At 66.8% G+C, this 17,901-nt stretch carries 17 protein-coding genes; 11 read left to right on the forward strand and 6 right to left on the reverse strand.

What is annotated here, in order from left to right; genetic code table 11:
* Nucleotides 1-13 precede the first annotated feature (13 nt).
* Complete coding sequence (locus ABZ720_RS05965) at nt 14-835, reverse strand: ABC transporter permease (protein ID WP_366554596.1); 822 nt, start codon at nt 833-835, stop codon at nt 14-16.
* Nucleotides 832-1,659 (reverse strand): ABC transporter permease, encoded by an 828-nt coding sequence (locus ABZ720_RS05970; RefSeq protein WP_366554829.1) that lies wholly within the window; start codon nt 1,657-1,659, stop codon nt 832-834. Before ABZ720_RS05970 ends, ABZ720_RS05965 begins: the two co-directional genes overlap by 4 nt.
* A gap of 77 nt (nt 1,660-1,736) precedes the next feature.
* Between ABZ720_RS05970 and ABZ720_RS05975 the strand changes: the two genes are divergently transcribed.
* The 5 genes from ABZ720_RS05975 (at nt 1,737) to ABZ720_RS05995 (ending at nt 5,958) form a co-directional block, all read left to right on the forward strand.
* Entirely contained in the window at nt 1,737-2,327 is a 591-nt protein-coding gene (locus tag ABZ720_RS05975; protein ID WP_366554597.1) for a RecX family transcriptional regulator, read from the forward strand.
* A 49-nt stretch (nt 2,328-2,376) separates the two neighbouring features.
* A complete protein-coding gene (locus ABZ720_RS05980; protein ID WP_366554598.1) occupies nt 2,377-3,456 on the forward strand; it encodes a PA0069 family radical SAM protein in 1,080 nt (359 codons plus the stop codon).
* A gap of 155 nt (nt 3,457-3,611) precedes the next feature.
* On the forward strand, nt 3,612-3,791 hold the full coding sequence (locus ABZ720_RS05985) for a hypothetical protein (RefSeq protein ID WP_366554599.1): 180 nt from the start codon (nt 3,612-3,614) through the stop codon (nt 3,789-3,791).
* Between the two features lie 279 nt (nt 3,792-4,070).
* Complete coding sequence (rnhB, locus tag ABZ720_RS05990) at nt 4,071-4,694, forward strand: ribonuclease HII (protein WP_366554600.1); 624 nt, start codon at nt 4,071-4,073, stop codon at nt 4,692-4,694.
* 226 nt (nt 4,695-4,920) lie between these two features.
* Complete coding sequence (locus tag ABZ720_RS05995) at nt 4,921-5,958, forward strand: site-specific DNA-methyltransferase (RefSeq protein WP_275821469.1); 1,038 nt, start codon at nt 4,921-4,923, stop codon at nt 5,956-5,958.
* Nucleotides 5,959-6,147: 189 nt separating this feature from the next.
* Here the strand turns inward: ABZ720_RS05995 and greA are convergent, their stop codons facing one another.
* Nucleotides 6,148-6,624 (reverse strand): transcription elongation factor GreA, encoded by a 477-nt coding sequence (gene greA / locus ABZ720_RS06000; RefSeq protein WP_366554601.1) that lies wholly within the window; start codon nt 6,622-6,624, stop codon nt 6,148-6,150.
* 80 nt (nt 6,625-6,704) lie between these two features.
* On the reverse strand, nt 6,705-9,968 hold the full coding sequence (carB, locus tag ABZ720_RS06005) for a carbamoyl-phosphate synthase large subunit (RefSeq protein ID WP_366554602.1): 3,264 nt from the start codon (nt 9,966-9,968) through the stop codon (nt 6,705-6,707).
* A gap of 307 nt (nt 9,969-10,275) precedes the next feature.
* Between carB and ABZ720_RS06010 the strand changes: the two genes are divergently transcribed.
* Both ABZ720_RS06010 and ABZ720_RS06015 read left to right on the forward strand, forming a co-directional pair.
* The gene (locus tag ABZ720_RS06010; protein ID WP_366554603.1) at nt 10,276-10,881 is read left to right on the forward strand and encodes a hypothetical protein; all 606 of its coding nucleotides are present in this window, start codon (nt 10,276-10,278) and stop codon (nt 10,879-10,881) included.
* Nucleotides 10,882-10,927: 46 nt separating this feature from the next.
* On the forward strand, nt 10,928-11,698 hold the full coding sequence (locus tag ABZ720_RS06015; RefSeq protein WP_366554604.1) for a metallophosphoesterase: 771 nt from the start codon (nt 10,928-10,930) through the stop codon (nt 11,696-11,698).
* Here ABZ720_RS06015 and ABZ720_RS06020 read toward each other — a convergent pair.
* Both ABZ720_RS06020 and ABZ720_RS06025 read right to left on the reverse strand, forming a co-directional pair.
* Entirely contained in the window at nt 11,626-13,260 is a 1,635-nt protein-coding gene (locus ABZ720_RS06020) for a Na/Pi symporter (RefSeq protein WP_366554605.1), read from the reverse strand. The genes ABZ720_RS06015 and ABZ720_RS06020 overlap by 73 nt on opposite strands.
* 14 nt (nt 13,261-13,274) lie before the next feature.
* The gene (locus ABZ720_RS06025; RefSeq protein ID WP_366554606.1) at nt 13,275-13,988 is read right to left on the reverse strand and encodes a hypothetical protein; all 714 of its coding nucleotides are present in this window, start codon (nt 13,986-13,988) and stop codon (nt 13,275-13,277) included.
* Nucleotides 13,989-14,180: 192 nt separating this feature from the next.
* Here ABZ720_RS06025 and ABZ720_RS06030 point away from each other — a divergent pair, with 192 nt between their 5' ends.
* From ABZ720_RS06030 to ABZ720_RS06045, 4 genes are all read left to right on the forward strand, one after another.
* Entirely contained in the window at nt 14,181-14,630 is a 450-nt protein-coding gene (locus ABZ720_RS06030; RefSeq protein ID WP_366554607.1) for an ATP-binding protein, read from the forward strand.
* A 21-nt stretch (nt 14,631-14,651) separates the two neighbouring features.
* Entirely contained in the window at nt 14,652-14,984 is a 333-nt protein-coding gene (locus ABZ720_RS06035) for an STAS domain-containing protein (RefSeq protein WP_366554608.1), read from the forward strand.
* 36 nt (nt 14,985-15,020) lie between these two features.
* Nucleotides 15,021-15,788, forward strand: coding sequence for a PDC sensor domain-containing protein (locus tag ABZ720_RS06040; RefSeq protein WP_366554609.1), 768 nt, complete (start codon nt 15,021-15,023; stop codon nt 15,786-15,788).
* 70 nt (nt 15,789-15,858) lie between these two features.
* A complete protein-coding gene (locus tag ABZ720_RS06045) occupies nt 15,859-17,883 on the forward strand; it encodes an MFS transporter (protein ID WP_366554610.1) in 2,025 nt (674 codons plus the stop codon).
* Nucleotides 17,884-17,901 lie beyond the last annotated feature (18 nt).

Raw genomic sequence — 17,901 nt, forward strand, 5'->3', positions numbered from 1 at the left:
CGGGCCGCTGTGTTCAGGTCTGTACCCGCCAGCCGCGACGCAGCAGGCGCCAAACCAGCGCTCCCAGGGCCGTCGTCAGGACCAGCCCGAGGGCGAACCCGAACAGCGGCGACGCCTCCGACACGCCGGTGAAGCCGCTGCGAAAGCCATCGATCAAGTAGAAGACGGGATTGACCTGCATGATCCAGCGCGCGGCTTCGGGCAGGATCGCGGGCGTGAAGAAGCTGCCCGAGAGCATGCCCAGCGGCATCACCAGGAAGGTGTCGACCACCGCATAGCGATCCCACTTCTCCGCCCACATGCCGGTCAGAAACCCGAGCAGAGCGAAGAAGAGCGTGCCCAGAACCGCAAAGGCGAGCACCGGCAGCAGGGCCGGCAGGGGGAGCGGAATGAAGAGAGCCAGCACGAGCAGCACCGCGCTGCCGGTGATCAAGCCGCCGGTTGCCGCCGCAGCGACATAGGCGCAGAGAATCTCCGCCGGGGTCAGCGGGGCCATCAGGATATCGCCCAGCATGCCCTCAAGCTTGTCGTAGAGCAGGCCGAAGGCCGCGTTCTCGAAGGCATTGTGGAAGAGCGCGTAGCCCGCGATGCCCGGTGCCAGGAAGACCAGGGCCGAAACTCCGGGCTGAAGCTGCAGGCGATCCGGCCAGGCCAGGGAGAAGACGGCGAGAAAGAGCAGGGAGGAGATCAGGGCACCGCCCAGGCTTTCCGGGGCGATGCGCAGGTAGCGCAGCAGTTCCCGCCGGTAGAGCGCCCAGAGCGCTGGCCAGCCGATCCGCCCCCAGTTGCGCGGCGGACGCCAGCCCGCGGTTTCCGAGACAGCCGGCGGCTTCACGGCTTCAGCTTGTATCCGCTGGCCACCAGGCGGTAGGCCAGCGCCCAGAGCAGCACATTGACCACCCCGACCAGGATGGCGCCTAGGACAAGATTGCCGTCATGCACGCCGACGAGGCCGTAGCGGAGGCCATCGATCAGGTAGAAGAAGGGGTTGAAGTGGGCGACGAAGGACCACTCCTCCGGCAGGCGCTCGACCGAGTAGAAGGTGCCCGACAGGAAGGACATCGGCACGATGACGAAGTTGGTCACGGCCGCGATGTGATCGAACTTCTCTGCCCAGATGCCCCCGATCAGGCCCAGCAGTGCCAGCATCAGGCAGGCGTTGAGCGCGTACCACAGCACCGCGTGCGGCGCGTTCAGGCCGAGCGACACGAAGGGCAGCATCGCCAGACCCGTCGCCAGGCCGACCAGAAGGCCACGCGTCACCCCCGCCGCGGCATAGGCCAGCGTGAACTCGAAGGTGGAGAGCGGGGGCATCAGTACGTCGACGATGTTCCCCTGCACTTTCGAGATCAGCACCGAGGAGGAGGTGTTGGCGAAGGAGTTCTGGAGCATGGTCATGGTGATCAGCCCCGGCGCCAGGAAGAGCGCATAGGGCAGGCCATGCACCACCATGGAGCCACGCCCCAGCGCCAGGGTGAAGATCGCCAGGAACAGCAGCGCCGTCACCACCGGCGCCATCACCGTCTGGGTAATGACGTTGAGGAAACGGCGCACCTCCTTCAGATAGAGGGTCCAGAGGCCGAGCCAGTTGATCTGGCCGAGTTGCCGCGGCGCCGGCGGCGTGGCCGCGGGCGGGGCAGACGGGTTGCTGTCGATCATGGCTTGGACATAACGCCGCATCTCCAGCGGAACAAGGCCGCTGGCGCCATGGGTCACTTGCAGGAGGCGCATGCATCATGTCGGACAAAGCCAAGCCCCGCAGGCGCGCGCCCCGCAAGGCAACGCCCGACTACCTCGAACGCGCCGCCCTCTTCTACCTGGAGCGCTACGCCAGCTCCTCGTCCAGCCTGCGCCGCGTGCTGCTGCGCAAGGTGGCCCGCTCTGCCGAAGCGCACGAGACCGATCCGGCGGAAGGCGCGGCAGCAGTGGAGACCTTGATCACCCGGCTGCAGGAACGCGGCCTGGTCAACGATGCCGCCTTCGCCGAATCACGCGCCCGGGCCCTGCGGCGGCGCGGCGCCTCCGCGGCCGGCGTGCGCGCCCGCCTCGCAGCCAAGGGCATCACTGCGGAGCTGGCGCAGCAGGCGCTCTCGGCCGTGGCGGAGGAGACGCCGGGCGACGAGGAACTGGCCGCCGCGATTGCCTTTGCCCGCAGACGGCGCCTGGGGCCCTGGCGCGTGCCGGAACAGCGGGCAGAGCGGCGCCAACGCGATCTGGCCGCCCTCGGGCGCCAGGGCTTCCCCGGCACCCTGGCCCGCCGCGTGATCGATGCCGAGGATCCGCAGACGCTGGAGCAGCTGTTCGCCGAAACGCGGCACGAAGACTGACGCCACTTCCGTATTGCGTTTGTTCTGGTTTTGAACCTATGCTGCCGGCATGGATGAGCGACGACCGGAACAGGCGATCAAGGGGCGCGGCGCGGTGGGCAATCCCACTGGCCGCTTCGAAGCCTACGAGCGCGAGGCCACCTGGGACGGCTGGTGGCTCGATCCCGAGGAACTGGAGGAGCGGCCCGCGACCAGCGTCCTGCCCGACGCCAGCCGCAGCATCCTGGCACGCAACGACAGCCCGGACGTGCCCTTCGAGCGCTCGATCAATCCCTACCGTGGCTGCGAACACGGCTGTATCTACTGCTTTGCCCGGCCCAGCCATGCCTACCTCGGCCTCTCTCCCGGGCTGGATTTCGAAACCCGACTCTTCGCCAAGCATCAGGCGCCGCAGCTGCTGCGCGAGGCCCTGCGCAAGCGTGGCTACAAGCCCTCCACCCTGGCGCTGGGTGCCAACACCGACCCCTACCAGCCGGTGGAGCGCAAGCTCGAGATCACCCGCGGCCTGCTTCAGGTGCTCGCCGAGGCGAACCACCCCGTCTCCATCATCACCAAGTCCGCCCTGGTGCTGCGCGATCTGGACATTCTCGCCCCCATGGCGCGTGAGGGCCTGGTGCGGGTCTGCCTCTCGATCACCACGCTGGACGGCGCGCTGGCGCGCATCCTCGAACCCCGCGCGGCGCAGCCGAAGCGGCGACTGGAAGCCCTGCGCCGGCTCACCGAGGCCGGAGTGCCGGTGGCCGTTCTGGCCGCGCCCATGATCCCGGCCATCAACGACATGGAGATGGAAGCCATTCTCGAAGCCGGGGCCGAGGCCGGGGCGGATCGCGCCTCCTGGATCCTCCTGCGCCTGCCGCGGGAACTGGGCCCGCTGTTCGAGCAGTGGCTGGAGACACATTTTCCGCAGCGCAAGGCGAAGGTGCTGAACCTGCTGCGCGACACCCGCGGCGGCGCCCTTTACGATGCGCGTTTCGGCAGCCGCATGCGCGGCGAAGGGCCCTACGCCTTCCTTCTCGCCCGGCGATTTTCCCTGGCTTTGCGCCGACTGGGTCTGGACAAACGCAGTTGGGATCTCGATATAAGCCGCTTCAGGACACCGGGCCCCGAGGGGCAGATGGCCCTGTTTTAGTCTTCCATTTGAAAGACTTAGCCGTCAGGGCAGATCGGTTATTCGCAGAATGCAATGCTGCGCTGCGATATGATGCTTTGATGACACATGAATCTACTTTATATACTGAAGCCATCCACGAATGATCCGAATGGCAAGGGCTTGGGAGAGATCCGATGGCCAGAAATCGCAGTGAGACAGTCAAGAAGCCGGAGAGCGACCGTCCGCACGTGTCGAAGGCGCGCAAGTGTCTGATGTGCCGCAACGAGTTCCGCTCTCAGTGGTCGGGCGAACGCATCTGCCCGAACTGCAAGCAGACCCAGGCCTGGAGCGACGGGCACGGGATGGCGGCGTGACCCGTTAAGGGTCGGGGCCGGCGGATGTGCCGTCGCTGCAGATTGCCGCGACACATCCGCCGGCCTGAAGCCGCAAGACCGGATCGCATTCACCTTGATGCGGTCCGGTCTTTCTTTTTGAGCGACGGGCTTTTTGAGCGACGGGATGAATGCACGCATTTAATCTGAGCCCGGGCTGGTTCAGATGAAACGCGATCCGGTCTACCTCTTTGAATGCCGTTGAACACGGCAGACCGCTGCAGTATCGCTGGGGCCTGGGAGGCCGCGAGAGCAGACGGAATGCCGGACGATCGTTACGAGATCGAATTGGGCGCCCTTCACGGGCGCCTTGTCGTTGGTGTGGACGAGGTGGGCCGCGGCCCCCTGGCCGGACCGGTGACAGCGGCAGCCGTCGTTCTGGATCTCAAGGCACTGCCGCAAACGCTGCGTCGGGACCTGCAGGATTCCAAGAAGCTCACGGCCCGGCGCCGCGAAGCGCTTGCCGCAGCCATCCCCGATTACGCCGCGACCGCCCTGGCCAGCGCAACGCCGGCGGAGATTGACGCGATCAACATCCTGCAAGCCAGCCTGCTGGCCATGCAGCGTGCCGTGGCCGCCCTGCCGGTGGTACCAGAGGCGGCCTTGATCGACGGTCTGCACGCCCCGGCGCTGCCCTGCGAGCATCGCTGCCTGGTCGGCGGAGACGATCTGAGTTGGTCCGTCGCCGCCGCCTCGATCCTGGCCAAGGTGGCGCGCGACGCCGAGATGGAAGACCTCGCCGGAGGCTTTCCCGGATACGGCTGGGAGCGCAATCGCGGCTATGGCACTTCGGAGCATCGCCGCGCCCTACTAGATCTAGGGCCTTGCCAGCATCACCGGCGCTCTTTTAGTCCCATACGTCAACTTTTTCTCCCAAATACCTGAGTCCGCTCAAGAATCTTGACCCGGATTCCCGGTCGTAGGATGCTGCACACCATGCAGATGGCCCAAGGGCCTTTGATCGGGGGTAGAGACTATGGCGGGTGTGACCAAGGCTTCGGCGCGGGCAGCGGCAAGAAAACGTGCCGCAGCCCAAGGGGGAAAGGAGGCCGAAGCGGCGGCATTGGACGCGGCGCTGGACCGGGTGCTGGAAGGCGATTGCATCGAGCTGATGCGCAGCCTTCCTGACGCCAGCGTCGACGTGATCTTCGCCGATCCGCCCTACAATCTGCAGCTCGGCGGCGAGCTGCACCGGCCGAACAACAGCCGGGTCGACGGCGTCGAGGACAGCTGGGACCGTTTCGACGACCTGGCCACATACGACGCCTTCACCCGGGCCTGGCTCGCCGAGGCGCAGCGCCTGCTCAAGCCCGATGGCACGCTCTGGGTCATCGGCAGCTATCACAACATCTTCCGGGTCGGCGCGGCGCTGCAGGATCGCGGCTACTGGATCCTCAACGATGTGATCTGGCGCAAGTCCAACCCCATGCCCAACTTCCGCGGCCGGCGCTTCACCAACGCGCACGAGACCCTGATCTGGGCCGCGCGCTCGCAAGAGTCACGCTACACCTTCAACTACGAGTCCATGAAGGCGCTGAACGACGATCTGCAGATGCGCAGCGACTGGTACATTCCGATCTGCAGCGGCGGCGAGCGCCTGCGCGACGCCGAAGGGCGCAAGCAGCATTCGACCCAGAAGCCGGAGGCCCTGCTGCACCGCGTGCTGCTCGCTTCGACCCGGCCGGGGCAGTTGGTGCTGGACCCCTTCTTCGGCAGCGGCACCACCGGCGCCGTGGCCAAGCGCCTGGGGCGGCGCTGGATCGGGCTGGAGCGCGACAACGACTACGCCCGCATCGCCCGCGAGCGCATCGCTCGCGTCGAGCCCCTGACCGACCCCAGCCTCATCGAGATCAAGCCCAAGCGCGAAGCGCCGCGGGTGCCCTTCGGCTGGCTGGTGGAGCGTGGCTTGCTGGAGCCGGGCACCCTGCTCTACGGCCCGGGTCGCCGGCACTGCGCCAAGGTGCGCTCCGACGGCACGCTGATCGCCAGCGGGCCGGAAGGCGATCACCGCGGCTCGATCCATCAGGTGGGCGCCGCCCTGCAGGGTGCGCCGGCCTGCAACGGCTGGTCCTTCTGGCATCTCGACGTGGAAGGCCGTGCCGTGCCCATCGACGTGTTACGCCAGAAACTGCGTGCTGAAATGGAGTAACGCCGATCCCGCCAAGCGTGGTCCGGCGACACTACAGCCGGGCCGGCGGACCGGGCGAAATCATCTGGAGTGGTTCGCGTTTTGCCGGTAGCGCTTCGCGTTCCCGCCCAACCACATCCCCCCGACCACATCCCTGCGTTCGACCCGGAACACACCATTCCAGGTCGAACCGCTGGTCGGTCCAATGGCTCAAACGTATTGGACGTGGAGAATCTCGTAGGCCTTGGTGCCCTTGGGGGTGGTGACCTCCACGGAGTCGCCCACGGCCTTGCCGATGAGCGCCCGGGCAATGGGCGAGGTGACGGCGATGCGACCTGCCTTCACGTCGGCCTCGGTCTCGCCCACGATCTGGTACTGGGTTTCCTGGTCGGTGTCCTCATCGACCACGCGCACCGTGGCGCCGAACTTGACCGTGTCGCCCGATAGCTTCGTCGGATCGATCACCTGAGCGCGGCTGATCCTGTCTTCGAGTTCGCCCACACGGCCCTCGATGAAGGACTGGCGCTCACGCGCCGCGTGATACTCGGCATTCTCCGAGAGGTCACCGTGCTCGCGTGCCTCGGCAATGGCCTTGATCACCTCGGGCCGCGCAACGGTCTTGAGGTGACGCAATTCTTCTTCCAGCCGGGCAAAGCCTTCGGCTGTCATGGGAAACTTTTCGCTCATCGCCCTTCGGAAACCCTCCTGGCAAGCGTGCCGACCCTTCGAGGTGGCCGAAAAAACGTGCGTTCCGACCGCAGGGGCGGTCAGAACGCTCCTTTAAAGTATGACTGAAGCGGAGCCACTTCAAGCAGCCCGCCACGCGCGGCGATAATCGCCTGAACCGCAGCCTCCGCCCCCGCCATGGTCGTGTAGTAGGGAACGGAGTTGGTCAGGGCGCTGCGGCGCAAGGAAAAGGAGTCCGCCACAGCCTTGCGATCTTCCGTGGTGTTTATCACAAGCTGGACATCCCCGTCGATCATCCGGTCAACAACGTGGGGTCGATTTCCGTCACGCACCTTATGGACGAACTCGGCCGCGATGCCTTGCGACTCCAGATATGCAGCCGTTCCTGCGGTGGCAATCACCGAGAAGCCGACCTCGATGAGCTGGCGCGCCAGCTGCGCGGCGAAGGATTTGTCGCCATCCTTCACCGAAACGAAGACGCGGCCCTTGGACGGCAGCTTGACGCCGGCGCCGAGCTGCGACTTGAGGAAGGCCCGGGCAAAGTCCCGGTCGATGCCCATCACCTCGCCGGTGGACTTCATCTCCGGCCCCAGCACCACGTCCACGCCGGGGAAGCGCGCAAAGGGGAAGACCGCCTCCTTGACCGCGACATGCTCGCGCTTTGAACGGGCGAGATTGAAGTCGGCGAGCTTGGCCCCGGCCATGACCTGGGCGGAGATTTTCGCGATCGGCACGCCGGTCGCCTTGGCCACGAAGGGCACGGTGCGGCTGGCCCGCGGATTGACCTCCAGGATGTAGATCTCCGAGCCCTGCACCGCGAACTGCACGTTCATCAGCCCGACGACGCCCAGGGCAAGTGCAAGCTGCGCCGTCTGCCGCTCGATCTCCTCGACGATATCCTGCGAGAGTGAATAGGGCGGCAGCGAGCAACCGCTGTCTCCGGAATGGATGCCCGCTTCCTCGATGTGCTCCATGATGCCGGCGACGAAGACGTCCTTCCCGTCGCAGACGGCGTCGACGTCGACCTCGGTTGCGTCGCGCAGGTAGGAGTCGATCAGCACCGGGTTGCGCCCGGAAACCTGGACCGCCGTGGCAATGTACTGCCGCAGCTCGGACTCGTCATGGACGATCTCCATGGCCCGGCCGCCCAGCACGTAGGAGGGGCGCAGCAGCACCGGATAGCCGATGCGCTCGGCCTCCGCCACCGCCCCCTCCAGCGAACGCGCCAAGCCGTTTGCCGGCTGCTTGAGGCCCAGTTCCTGCAGCAGCACCTGGAAGCGCTCGCGATCCTCGGCCCGGTCGATGGCGTCGGGTGCCGTGCCCAGGATCGGCAGTCCGGCGGTCTCCAGGGCCTGGGCCAGCTTCAGCGGCGTCTGACCGCCGAACTGCACGATGACGCCCTTGAGCGTCCCGCGCGACTGTTCCAGGCGGCCGATGGCCAGCGTGTCCTCGACCGTCAGGGGCTCGAAGTAGAGGCGATCCGAGGTGTCGTAGTCGGTGGAGACGGTTTCCGGGTTGCAGTTGACCATGATGGCCTCGAACCCGGCCTCCTTCAGGGCATAGGCGGCATGGACACAGCAGTAGTCAAACTCGATGCCCTGCCCGATCCGGTTCGGACCGCCGCCCAAAATCATCACCTTTTCGCGATCGCTGGGCTCCGCCTCGCACTCCGGCTCGCGCCAGTCGTGGCCCTCGTAGCAGGAGTACATGTAGGGCGTGGGGGAGGGGAATTCCGCGGCACAGGTGTCGATCCGCTTGTAGACCGGCTGGACCCCCACGCTGAGCCGAGCGGCCTCGACGGCGGCCTCCGATTGCCCGGTCACGGCGGCAAGGCGGGCGTCGGAGAAACCCATGGACTTGAGGCGCAGCAGGGTCCGCCGCTCCCGGGGCAGGCCATCGCGACGCAGTCCGGCCTCCGCCTCCACCAGTTCGGCAATCTGGCGCAGGAACCAAAGGTCGATGTGCGTGGCGCGGTGAATCTCCTCCACCGTGAGCCCGTAGCGCATGGCCTGGGCCACGGCCAGAAGCCGCTCCGGCACCGACTGTGAGAGGTAGCCCAGGACGCCCTCGCGGTCGACCTGACCCTCCTCATCGAGGCCGCCGGGGATCACCACCTCATCCAGGCCGCTGAGGCCGGTTTCCATGGAACGGAAGGCCTTCTGCAGCGACTCCTGGAAGGTCCGGCCAATGGCCATGGCCTCGCCGACCGACTTCATGGAGGTCGAAAGCAGCGCCTGGGTGCCCTTGAACTTCTCGAAGGTGAAGCGCGGCATCTTGGTGACGACATAGTCGATGGTCGGCTCGAAGGAAGCCGGGGTCACCTTCGTGATGTCGTTGTCGAGCTCGTCCAGGGTGTAGCCAACCGCCAGCTTGGCCGCGATCTTCGCAATGGGGAAGCCGGTCGCCTTGGAGGCCAACGCCGAGGAGCGCGAGACCCGGGGGTTCATCTCGATCACCACCATTTCCCCGGTTTCGGGATCGACCGCGAACTGCACGTTGGAGCCGCCGGTCTCCACCCCGATCGCCCTGAGACAGGCGATCGAGGCGTTGCGCATGATCTGGTATTCCTTGTCGGTCAGCGTCAGCGCCGGGGCCACGGTGACGGAATCGCCGGTGTGGATGCCCATCGGGTCGATGTTCTCAATGGAGCAGACGATGATGCAGTTGTCCGCCTTGTCGCGGACCACCTCCATCTCGAACTCCTTCCAGCCCAGCACCGACTGCTCGATCAGCACCTCGTTGGTCGGGCTCGCTCGCAGCCCGTTCTTGACGATCTCGACGTATTCCTCGCGGTTGTAGGCGATGCCGCCGCCGGTCCCGCCCAGCGTGAAGGACGGCCGTATGATGGCCGGCAGGCCGACGAAGTCGAGCGCGTCCATGGCCGCATCGAAGCTGGTGATCATGCGCGAGGCCGGGCTTTTCAGGCCGATGGCATCCATGGTCTCGCGGAAGCGCTGCCGGTCCTCGGCCTTGTCGATGACATCGGCATCGGCGCCGATCATCTCGACGTTGTAGCGCTCCAGGATGCCCAGTTCGTTCAGCTTCAGCGAGGCGTTCAGCGCGGTCTGGCCGCCCATGGTGGGCAGCAGTGCGTCGGGGCGCTCACGCGCGATCACCTTCTCCAGGAACTCCGGCGTGATCGGCTCCACATAGGTGGCATCCGCCAGCCCGGGATCGGTCATGATCGTCGCCGGATTGGAGTTCACCAGGATCACCCGGTAGCCCTCCTCTCGCAGCGCCTTGCAGGCCTGGGCTCCGGAATAGTCGAACTCGCAGGCCTGTCCGATGACGATGGGGCCGGCACCGACGATGAGAATGGACTGGATGTCGTTACGCTTGGGCATGCGGGCACTCTGACTGGGCGCACGGACCTACTCGGGGCCCGACGCGCAGGGGTTCACGAGGATCTTACATGGCGACTGTCTGCTGAAGCAGGGTTTCTGCCAGAAGCAAGCGGGTAAGGAAAGCGCGAAGGGGAAAGGCGACTACTCCGCAAGAATTGACGCCGACGCTTGCAGCCAGTCCCGAAACACGCCACTTGTGGATAAAGCACGTCAGCAAGGTTGACTGGCCACGGCCGGCTGCGCGCTAAACCGACGCGATCCGAGCCGCGGCCGGAAACTTCACGAACAAGAATTCGGACCAAGAAGAATGACAAGCCGCCGCAGTTTCCTGTCCTTCACCCTCCTGCTCACCGGTGGGCTGCCCTTGATCGCCGCCTGCACGCCGCCGCCGCCGCCCAGCCCCGACTACACCCAGATCGGCTTCGGCCACCGCGCGCCCTTGCGCCTCAACGTGGCGCGCGTCGTCTTCCGGGACGAAAGCCGGCAGCCGCGCGAAGCGCCTGAAGTGGGGCACCTCTTCCCCGATCCGCCGCCCACCGTGATCGAACGCTGGGTGCGCGACCGCCTGCAGGCCGTGGGCAGCGCCGGGGAAATTGAAGCGGTGCTGCGCGAAGCCTCGGTCACCGAAACGACACTGCCGCGCAGCAGCGGCCTGCGCGGGCTGGTGACCCGCGAACAGAGCGAACGCTACGATGCGCGCATCGCTTTGGCCCTGCGGGCACGCAACGCCCAGGGCGACCCCGATGGCAGCGTCGAGGCCCGCCTGGAGCGCAGCACCACGGTGCGCGAGAACCTGGGGCGCGGCGAGCGCACGGCGATCTGGCACCGTCTCATGGAAGAGATGGCGCGCAGCCTGGACGAGGAGATGGAGCGCGCCATTCGCGACGGCGATCTCGCGCGTCTGCTGGCCTAGTGAAAGTCCAGGGGCACAGCGGGGAGAAGCCGAGAGGGGACTTGCGGTGAGCCGCTATGCTGCTCCGCCGGGCACGCGTCTTTACGCCATCGGTGACATCCATGGCGAGGCGGCGCTGCTTGAGCTCCTGCTGGAGCGCATCGAGGCCGACGCGGCCGCGCATCCGGCCACACGCCGCGTCTTGATCTACCTGGGTGACTACGTGGACCGCGGTCCCGCCTCATGCGAGGTGCTCGATCGGCTGGTGGCAGGACCGCCGCAAGGCTTCGAGCAGGTCTGCCTGTTCGGCAATCACGAGGAGATGATGCTGGGCTTTCTCACCGGCAACCCGGCCCTGGGGGCGCTGTGGCTGGACTACGGTGGAGACGAAACCTGCCGCAGCTACGGCGTGGATCCGGAAGAGCGACCGGCGGCGCTGGCCGAAGCCCTGCGGGCGCGGCTGCCCGAGAGCCACAGGGCGCTGCTGTGGCGCCTGGCATTGAGCCACCGCGAAGGCGGCTACTTCTTCGCCCATGCCGGCGTGCGCCCCGGCGTGCCGCTTGCTCGGCAGCAACGCGACGACCTGATCTGGATCCGCGGGCTCTTCCACCGCAGCGAGGCCGACCATGGCGGCGTGGTGGTGCATGGGCACTCGCCGGTCGCGACTGCGGAGAATCTTCACAACCGGATCAACGTCGACACCGGCGCCGTCTATGGCAACGCGCTTACCGCGGTCGTGCTGGCAGGGCACGAGCGTGCCTTTCTTCAAGTGGACGCGCGCTCGGGCGCCTTTTGCGAGCTTCCCTCTGCCTCGGGGTCCGGCAGCAGCACCGCATAGCGGTGGATCAGCCACACCAGGCGCTCGAACAGCGCCGTGGCAGCCAGTAGCCCATTGCGCTGATCCGACCCCAACTCGGCGCCATTGCGCAGCAGGTCGCGCCGCAGCTTCTCCATCAAGGCCGAGCGATCCGAGGTCAGGGCACGCAAGAGCTGCGGATCCACCGCGTCGCCTTCGCCGCCGGCCTCAACGAGGCTGTCGAGCAGCGCATGGGCCGCCTCGGTGAGATTGGCCGACAGCGGCGGGGGCCCGTCCGTTCCGTTGCTCGTGTCCAGGGCCGTCATGAGCTCGTCCAGGGTCTCGCAGAGGCCTTGCAGAAGCGCATTGCGGCTCTTGAGGTTCATGGCCCGTCCCAGCGCTTCATCGCCCTCGCTGCGCCGAACGACCTCCGAGAGAAAGCGCTCGCCCTCAGCCACCACTTCCTGGCTGGCCTCCAGCACGGCCCGCCGCTCCGCGGGCGGCGGGACCACCTGACCGTCGGCCGGAATCAGGGCCGGGAGCCGGGTCAACAGCGCCTGCTGCTCGCGCTCCACCAGCTCCAGGGCGATCGCACTGTCTTCCAGCGCCTGGTCGTAGAGGAAACGCGGGCGTGCCAGCGCTTCGGCGGGGGCTGGCGGCGCCAGGCTGGCGCAAATCCGCAGCAGCGGCCGCTGCAGGGGGTGGCTGAGCAGGGCGCCGGCGAGCTGAATGACCAGGAAGAGAAGCGCCATCTGCAGCGCCGTCCCCTCGGCCAGCGCCTGAACCGCTGCGAGCAGCAGTGGCACGCCCCCGTCGCGCTCCAACCAGAAGAGCAGCAGCACGCCCAGACTGCCCAGCAGCTTCACCGCGACCTGGAAGTAGGCAAGCTGGCGCGCGCTGCCGCTGAGGCCGCCGGCCATGACGGCCACGCTCAAGCCGGAGCCGACGCCCGAGCCCAGAACCAGCACCAGGGTCTGCTCCAGCGACAGCAGACCCAGGCCCGTGAGCGTGACCGCCATGACGGTGAGCGTTGCCGAGGATTGCAGGATCAGCGCGCCGAGCAGCCCGATCGCCAGCCCGAGCCAGTCGGCCGTGCCGGCGAAGGTCAGGAAGGCGGTCATCCACTCGAGTTCGCGCAAGGGGCCGGCCGCGGCCTTGATGTACTGCAGGCCAAGGAACAGCAGGCCGATGCCCAGCAGCGCGCCGACCACATGCCGCCAGCGCGCCGACCGCTCGACATCGAAGTAGTAGGCGAAGCCCACCAGGCCGAGCAGGAAGAGTACCAGCAGCCTGAGGTCCACCGCCGCCAGCAGCACCAGACCCGCCGTTCCTACGTTCGACCAGGCCACCAGCGGGGCGGCCCGGCGCACCTCCGTCAGGCCGGCTGTGACCAGACCCACGGCGATGAAAGTGACGGCGTTGCTGCTCTGGGTGAGCGCGCCGGCCAGCACGCCAACAATCGCACTTGTGCCTGACCGGCGGGTGGCCGCCGCCACGACACGGCGGAAACGCCGGCCGGTCATGCGCTTCAGATGGCTGCCGATATAGCGGATGCCGATGAAGAAGAGTCCGAGACCGGCAAAGAGACTGGCGAAACTCTCCATCCCGTCCGCCCGGTTCAGCCGCGCGCCGCCGGACCACGACCCACAGGGTCACGCAGGGCCAGCAGCAGCAGGAGCGTCAGCAAGCCGATGCCGAGCCCATGGGCGAACAGCACCACCTTGCGCAGGGCCTCATAGCGGCGTTCCGCGGCCACTCGGGCCTCCTGCAGCGCTTCACCCAGAGCGGCGCGCAACTGCTCGGCCAAGGCATCCAGCGCCTGGTCCAGTCCGCGATCCACCCCGCGAACCCGGGCATCCACCGCAACAGGGTTCTGGCGTCCCGCCTCCTCGAAGGCAGCGGCTGCCGCCTCATAGTCCGCCTGGATTCGCCCATGCAGCGCACGCGCCACCGACGCCCGCTCGGTCAGGGCCGCTGGCGTGGCCGGCGCGCGGGAGAGGGCCGCCAGGGCAGCCTCGACGCGCTCGCTCTGGGCCTGCATCGCATCACGATAGCGGGCGTAGTCCTGCGCATCGTGGCCACGCAGCAGCAGGTTCTTCCACTCCTGCACCTGTCGCTTGAAGGCGACCTGCGCCGCCCCGGCCTCACGGCTGGCCGCATCCAGGTCCTGGAGCGTCTGGACCGTCTGCCGGTGCCCCTGGTCGGCATAGTAAAGGCTGAACAGGGCGACGATTCCGGCAATCAGGATTGCAAGGATGCCCAGCGCGCCGATGGTCAGTCGCGCCCGTCGCGTTGACTGCTCGCCATAAGCGTTGCGTTGCAGGTGCTCCACCCCGCCCCCCCCTAACGGACTGTAATATTTACTTAATATTCTCTGCCGCCCATCGAGTGCCAAGCTAGGCCGGAAGTCCGTGGCGCGCAACACGCAATGCCGCGCCGTCCAAGGCACGGATCAATTGCAGGCTTTACTCCCTGTGCAGCCGCGATCACTGTGGTATGCTGGCGCCACGGGGGCGAGGGAAAAATGTCCGAGGCGAAGAGCGCGCGATTGGAACTGCGACTGCGCAACGACTTGACGGAGCTCGACAAGTTGAGCGAGGCGCTTGAGGAATTCTGTGAGGCCAAGGCGGTGCCCACAGGGGCCGCCTATCATCTCAACCTCGTGCTCGACGAGCTGGTGACGAACATCGTCAGCTACGGATACGAGGCGGATGCGGGTGAGCGGGAGATCGTAATTCAATTACAGCGCGAACCGGAATCCGTCGCCGTGGTCGTGGAGGACGATGGCGTGGCTTTCGACCCCCTGTCCGTCAAGGAACCGGACCTGGACGCCTCGGTGGAAGAGCGGCCCATCGGTGGTCTTGGCTTGCATTTTTTGCGTACCCTGATGGATGACCTTTGCTATCGGCGCGAGGATGGGCGAAATAGGCTGGGATTCCGCAAGCCGCTGACGGACCAGCCCAACGCGGCATAGAGCAGACGAGGTAAGAGCACGATGCAGATTGATGAAACCATGGACGGTGACGTCCTGATCCTGTCGATTCAGGGGCGACTGGATAGCAACACCTCCAAGCAACTCGACGAGGTATTGACCAATCAGGTTCAGAACCGGCCTGCGGTCGTCCTGGATTTTTCCGGCCTCGAGTACATCAGCTCCGCCGGATTGCGGGTGCTGCTCAAGGGCGCGAAGCAGGCGCGGGCCAGCAACGGCAAGTTGGCACTCTGCTCCCTGTCGCCGCACGTCCGCGAGGTCTTCGACATCAGCGGCTTCTCCAGCATCTTCTCCATCCAAGCAGACCGGCAGACCGCTCTGGCTGCCGTCAAGTAGCGCGGAGTCCAGCTGAGCGGGTTCGGGAACGGTCGCATGCGACTGTCGGTCAAGATTGCCGTCTACATGGTGGGGATCATCGCTTTCGCCCTGCTGCTGTTGACCTATCTGACCAACGCCAAATTCCGCTCGCTGCAGGAGGAGGTGGAGCAGTCGCGCTTCCTCGTGCTGGCGCTGGACGTCAAGACGACGGCCGAGCGCGGACTCGCACTCGGCCTCACCCTGGAGCAGATGGACAATCTCGGCGGCATCCTGCGCCGCCTGGTGGAGACCCACGGGGATATCCTTTCCCTGGCGATCCTCGACGAACAGGGTGAACTGCTGCACCTCGCCGGCACGCCCCCGGATGAAGCCGGCCTGTCCGAGGGCCTGCAACGCTTGCAAAGGCCGGAACGGGGCGGCGGCGACGACACGCTGGTGCTCTCCGACAGCCACTCCTTCGGGCTGATGGTGCCGCTGCTCAACGCCTTCGGGCAGCAGGCCGGGGTGGTGGCGCTCCACTACGACCGCGCTGCCAGCAGCGCCCTGGTGCGCCAGGTGACGCTGGAACAGTTGCGCTTCGGCCTGGCCGCCTTGCTGCTGAGCTGCGTGGCGGCACTGCTGCTGACCGGCTGGTATCTGCGCGGCGTCACCCGGGGTTTTGCGCGCCTGACCCGCCTGGTCGAGGGGCGGGAGCGCCAGGCCTCGGTGGACGGCGGCTTGCCGACCGACGATCTGGAGCGCCGTTTCCAGGTCGTCCACCAACAGGTTGGGGAACTGGAGGCCAAGGTCGAAGAGGCCGAGAACGCGCTGGCGCGCCGCTGAACGGGATCGCCTCCGCTCGGAAAGGGGCGGTTGGCGAAACGGATGCTTTGGCCGGCGGGCGCTCAAGGGGATGGGGCAAAAGGTGATCGAGGAACGCGGGCTCAAGCGCCTGTCCTACGGGCTTATCGTCCTGACCCTTGCACTGCTCACCGCTGCGCTGTCGGGCGTGGCCTATCTCAGCCTGCAAAGTTTCGAGCGGGTGCTGCAACCGCGCCTCGAGGCCAAGGCCGGCGTGGTCGCCAGCGTCATCGGCAGCGAGATCGATCGCGCCCTGGCCGCGGGCATCCCGCTCGAGGAGCTGCGCGGCTTCGAGCCCTTTGCCGCCGCCATCCTGGAAGACCATCCGGAAATCCTGAAGATCGAATTGCGCGACAGCAGCGGCCGGACACTGTTCGTCAGTTCGGAACAAGGGGTGCCAGCCGAAGCGAGCTGGAACGAAACCGTCGCCGTCGGGTCACCCAGCGCAGAGGCGGGGCGACTGGCCGTGGCCGTGGCACCGGGCTATGTGACGGATCGCCTGCGCGAGATCCAGGCGGAGATTCTTGTCATCCTGCTGGTGGCGCTTTTCCTCACCTTCGAGGTGCTGCTGGTGGTGGTGGCCATGTTCGTCACCGAGCCGGTACGACGGCTCAGCCACCTGATGGCCGAAGGGGAGCGCGGAGTCTTCCGCCATCTGGTTCCGGGAGAGACGCGCGACGAGATTGGCCGCTTCGCCGCCGCCTTCAACAGGATGGTGCGGCGTGAGCAGGAGCGCTTTGCTGCGCTGGAGGAGGCCTTTTCCCGCCTGCGCCCCACCGCGCCGCCGGAACTCAGCGCCCTGATGCAGGACCTGGGCGAGCGCCTGCGCCCCGAGGCGCGCCCCGCCGCTGCCACCGAGGGCAGCATCGCCGACGTGCGCATGCCGCTCTTCCTGTTCTTCTTCGCGACGGAACTCAGCCGCTCCTTCCTGCCGATCTTCGCGCGCGATCTCTACGAGCCGCTGCCCGGCCTGTCCTACGAGATCACCATCGCCCTGCCGATCGCGCTCTACCTCTTCCTGGTGGCGATCCTGACCCCCATGGCCGGGGCGCTGGCCGGCCGCTTCGGCAGCCGCCGACTCTTCCTGCTCGGCCTGGTGCCGACCGGGGTTGGCCTGCTGATGACCGCCCTGGCAAACGACATCGCCATGCTGATCCTCTGGCGCGCGGTGAATGCGGTGGGCTTCGCGCTCACCACCATCGCGGCACTGGACTACATTGCCCGGGCGGCGGGCCGGAACCGTCGGGCTGAAGGCATGGCGATCTACACCGCAGCCTTCGTGACCGCCGGGCTTTGCGGCACCTCCATCGGCGGCATCCTCGCCGACCGCCTGGGCTATCACGCCACCTTCCTGGTGGCCGCAGCGGTGACCCTGCTCTCGGCCTTCATGCTGGTGATCAACTTGCGCGACCGGGGCACCTCAGCCATGGGTGGCGGGGTGCGGCTGCGCTTGGCCGACTTCGGAACGGTGCTGGCGAACCCGCGCTTTCAGCTCTTGATTCTCATCGCCGCCATTCCGACGCAGCTGCTCACCACCGGCTATCTCTTCTACGCCACGCCCATGCTGCTTGATTCGGTCGGCTACTCCACCTCGGTGATCGGCCAGACCATGATGGTCTATTTCGTGGTGATGATCCTGATGGGCGTGCCGATGGCCCGACTGGCGGACCGGGTGGGGCGCTACCGCCTTTTCGCCGGTGGCGGACTGCTGCTGGCCGGAATGGCAGCGATACTGCCCAGTGCCTTGGAAGGCAGCGCCCACTTCGCGCTTTGGGTCGCGCTGTCCATGGGTCTGGTGGGCGTCGCCCATGCGCTGTGCATCCCGTCCCAGGGCGCCATCCTGCTTCAGGAGGCCGACCGGGTGGGCGGAGACAGACGCACCGCCGCCATCTCGGCCTACCGCGTGCTGGAGCGCATCGGCAGTGTCCTGGGCCCGATTCTGGCGGCCAGTCTTGCGGCCCTCTACGGCTATGCCTGGACGATCGGGCTGCTCGGGCTGTACGTTCTGGCCTGTGGGCTTCTGTTCACGGCAATCTCACTGCTGCGCGCACGCGGCGGCGCCAGCGCGGTGAACTGACGGAAGCAAGGGGGGGCA

The sequence above is a fragment of the Aquibaculum sediminis genome, assembly GCF_040712085.1.
GTDB classification, from domain to species: domain Bacteria; phylum Pseudomonadota; class Alphaproteobacteria; order Kiloniellales; family DSM-21159; genus Aquibaculum; species Aquibaculum sediminis.

Bases quoted from the DNA above. Each gene is read 5' to 3' on its own strand.
- ABZ720_RS06020 (WP_366554605.1), bottom strand. From the start codon at position 13,260: ATGGAGAGTTTCGCCAGTCTCTTTGCCGGTCTCGGACTCTTCTTCATC.
- ABZ720_RS06010 (WP_366554603.1), top strand. From the start codon at position 10,276: ATGACAAGCCGCCGCAGTTTCCTGTCCTTCACCCTCCTGCTCACCGGT.
- ABZ720_RS06035 (WP_366554608.1), top strand. From the start codon at position 14,652: ATGCAGATTGATGAAACCATGGACGGTGACGTCCTGATCCTGTCGATT.
- ABZ720_RS05970 (WP_366554829.1), bottom strand. From the start codon at position 1,659: ATGATCGACAGCAACCCGTCTGCCCCGCCCGCGGCCACGCCGCCGGCG.
- ABZ720_RS06040 (WP_366554609.1), top strand. From the start codon at position 15,021: ATGCGACTGTCGGTCAAGATTGCCGTCTACATGGTGGGGATCATCGCT.
- carB (WP_366554602.1), bottom strand. From the start codon at position 9,968: ATGCCCAAGCGTAACGACATCCAGTCCATTCTCATCGTCGGTGCCGGC.
- greA (WP_366554601.1), bottom strand. From the start codon at position 6,624: ATGAGCGAAAAGTTTCCCATGACAGCCGAAGGCTTTGCCCGGCTGGAA.
- ABZ720_RS06030 (WP_366554607.1), top strand. From the start codon at position 14,181: ATGTCCGAGGCGAAGAGCGCGCGATTGGAACTGCGACTGCGCAACGAC.
- ABZ720_RS05980 (WP_366554598.1), top strand. From the start codon at position 2,377: ATGGATGAGCGACGACCGGAACAGGCGATCAAGGGGCGCGGCGCGGTG.
- ABZ720_RS05995 (WP_275821469.1), top strand. From the start codon at position 4,921: ATGCGCAGCCTTCCTGACGCCAGCGTCGACGTGATCTTCGCCGATCCG.
- rnhB (WP_366554600.1), top strand. From the start codon at position 4,071: ATGCCGGACGATCGTTACGAGATCGAATTGGGCGCCCTTCACGGGCGC.
- ABZ720_RS05975 (WP_366554597.1), top strand. From the start codon at position 1,737: ATGTCGGACAAAGCCAAGCCCCGCAGGCGCGCGCCCCGCAAGGCAACG.
- ABZ720_RS05985 (WP_366554599.1), top strand. From the start codon at position 3,612: ATGGCCAGAAATCGCAGTGAGACAGTCAAGAAGCCGGAGAGCGACCGT.
- ABZ720_RS06045 (WP_366554610.1), top strand. From the start codon at position 15,859: ATGGGGCAAAAGGTGATCGAGGAACGCGGGCTCAAGCGCCTGTCCTAC.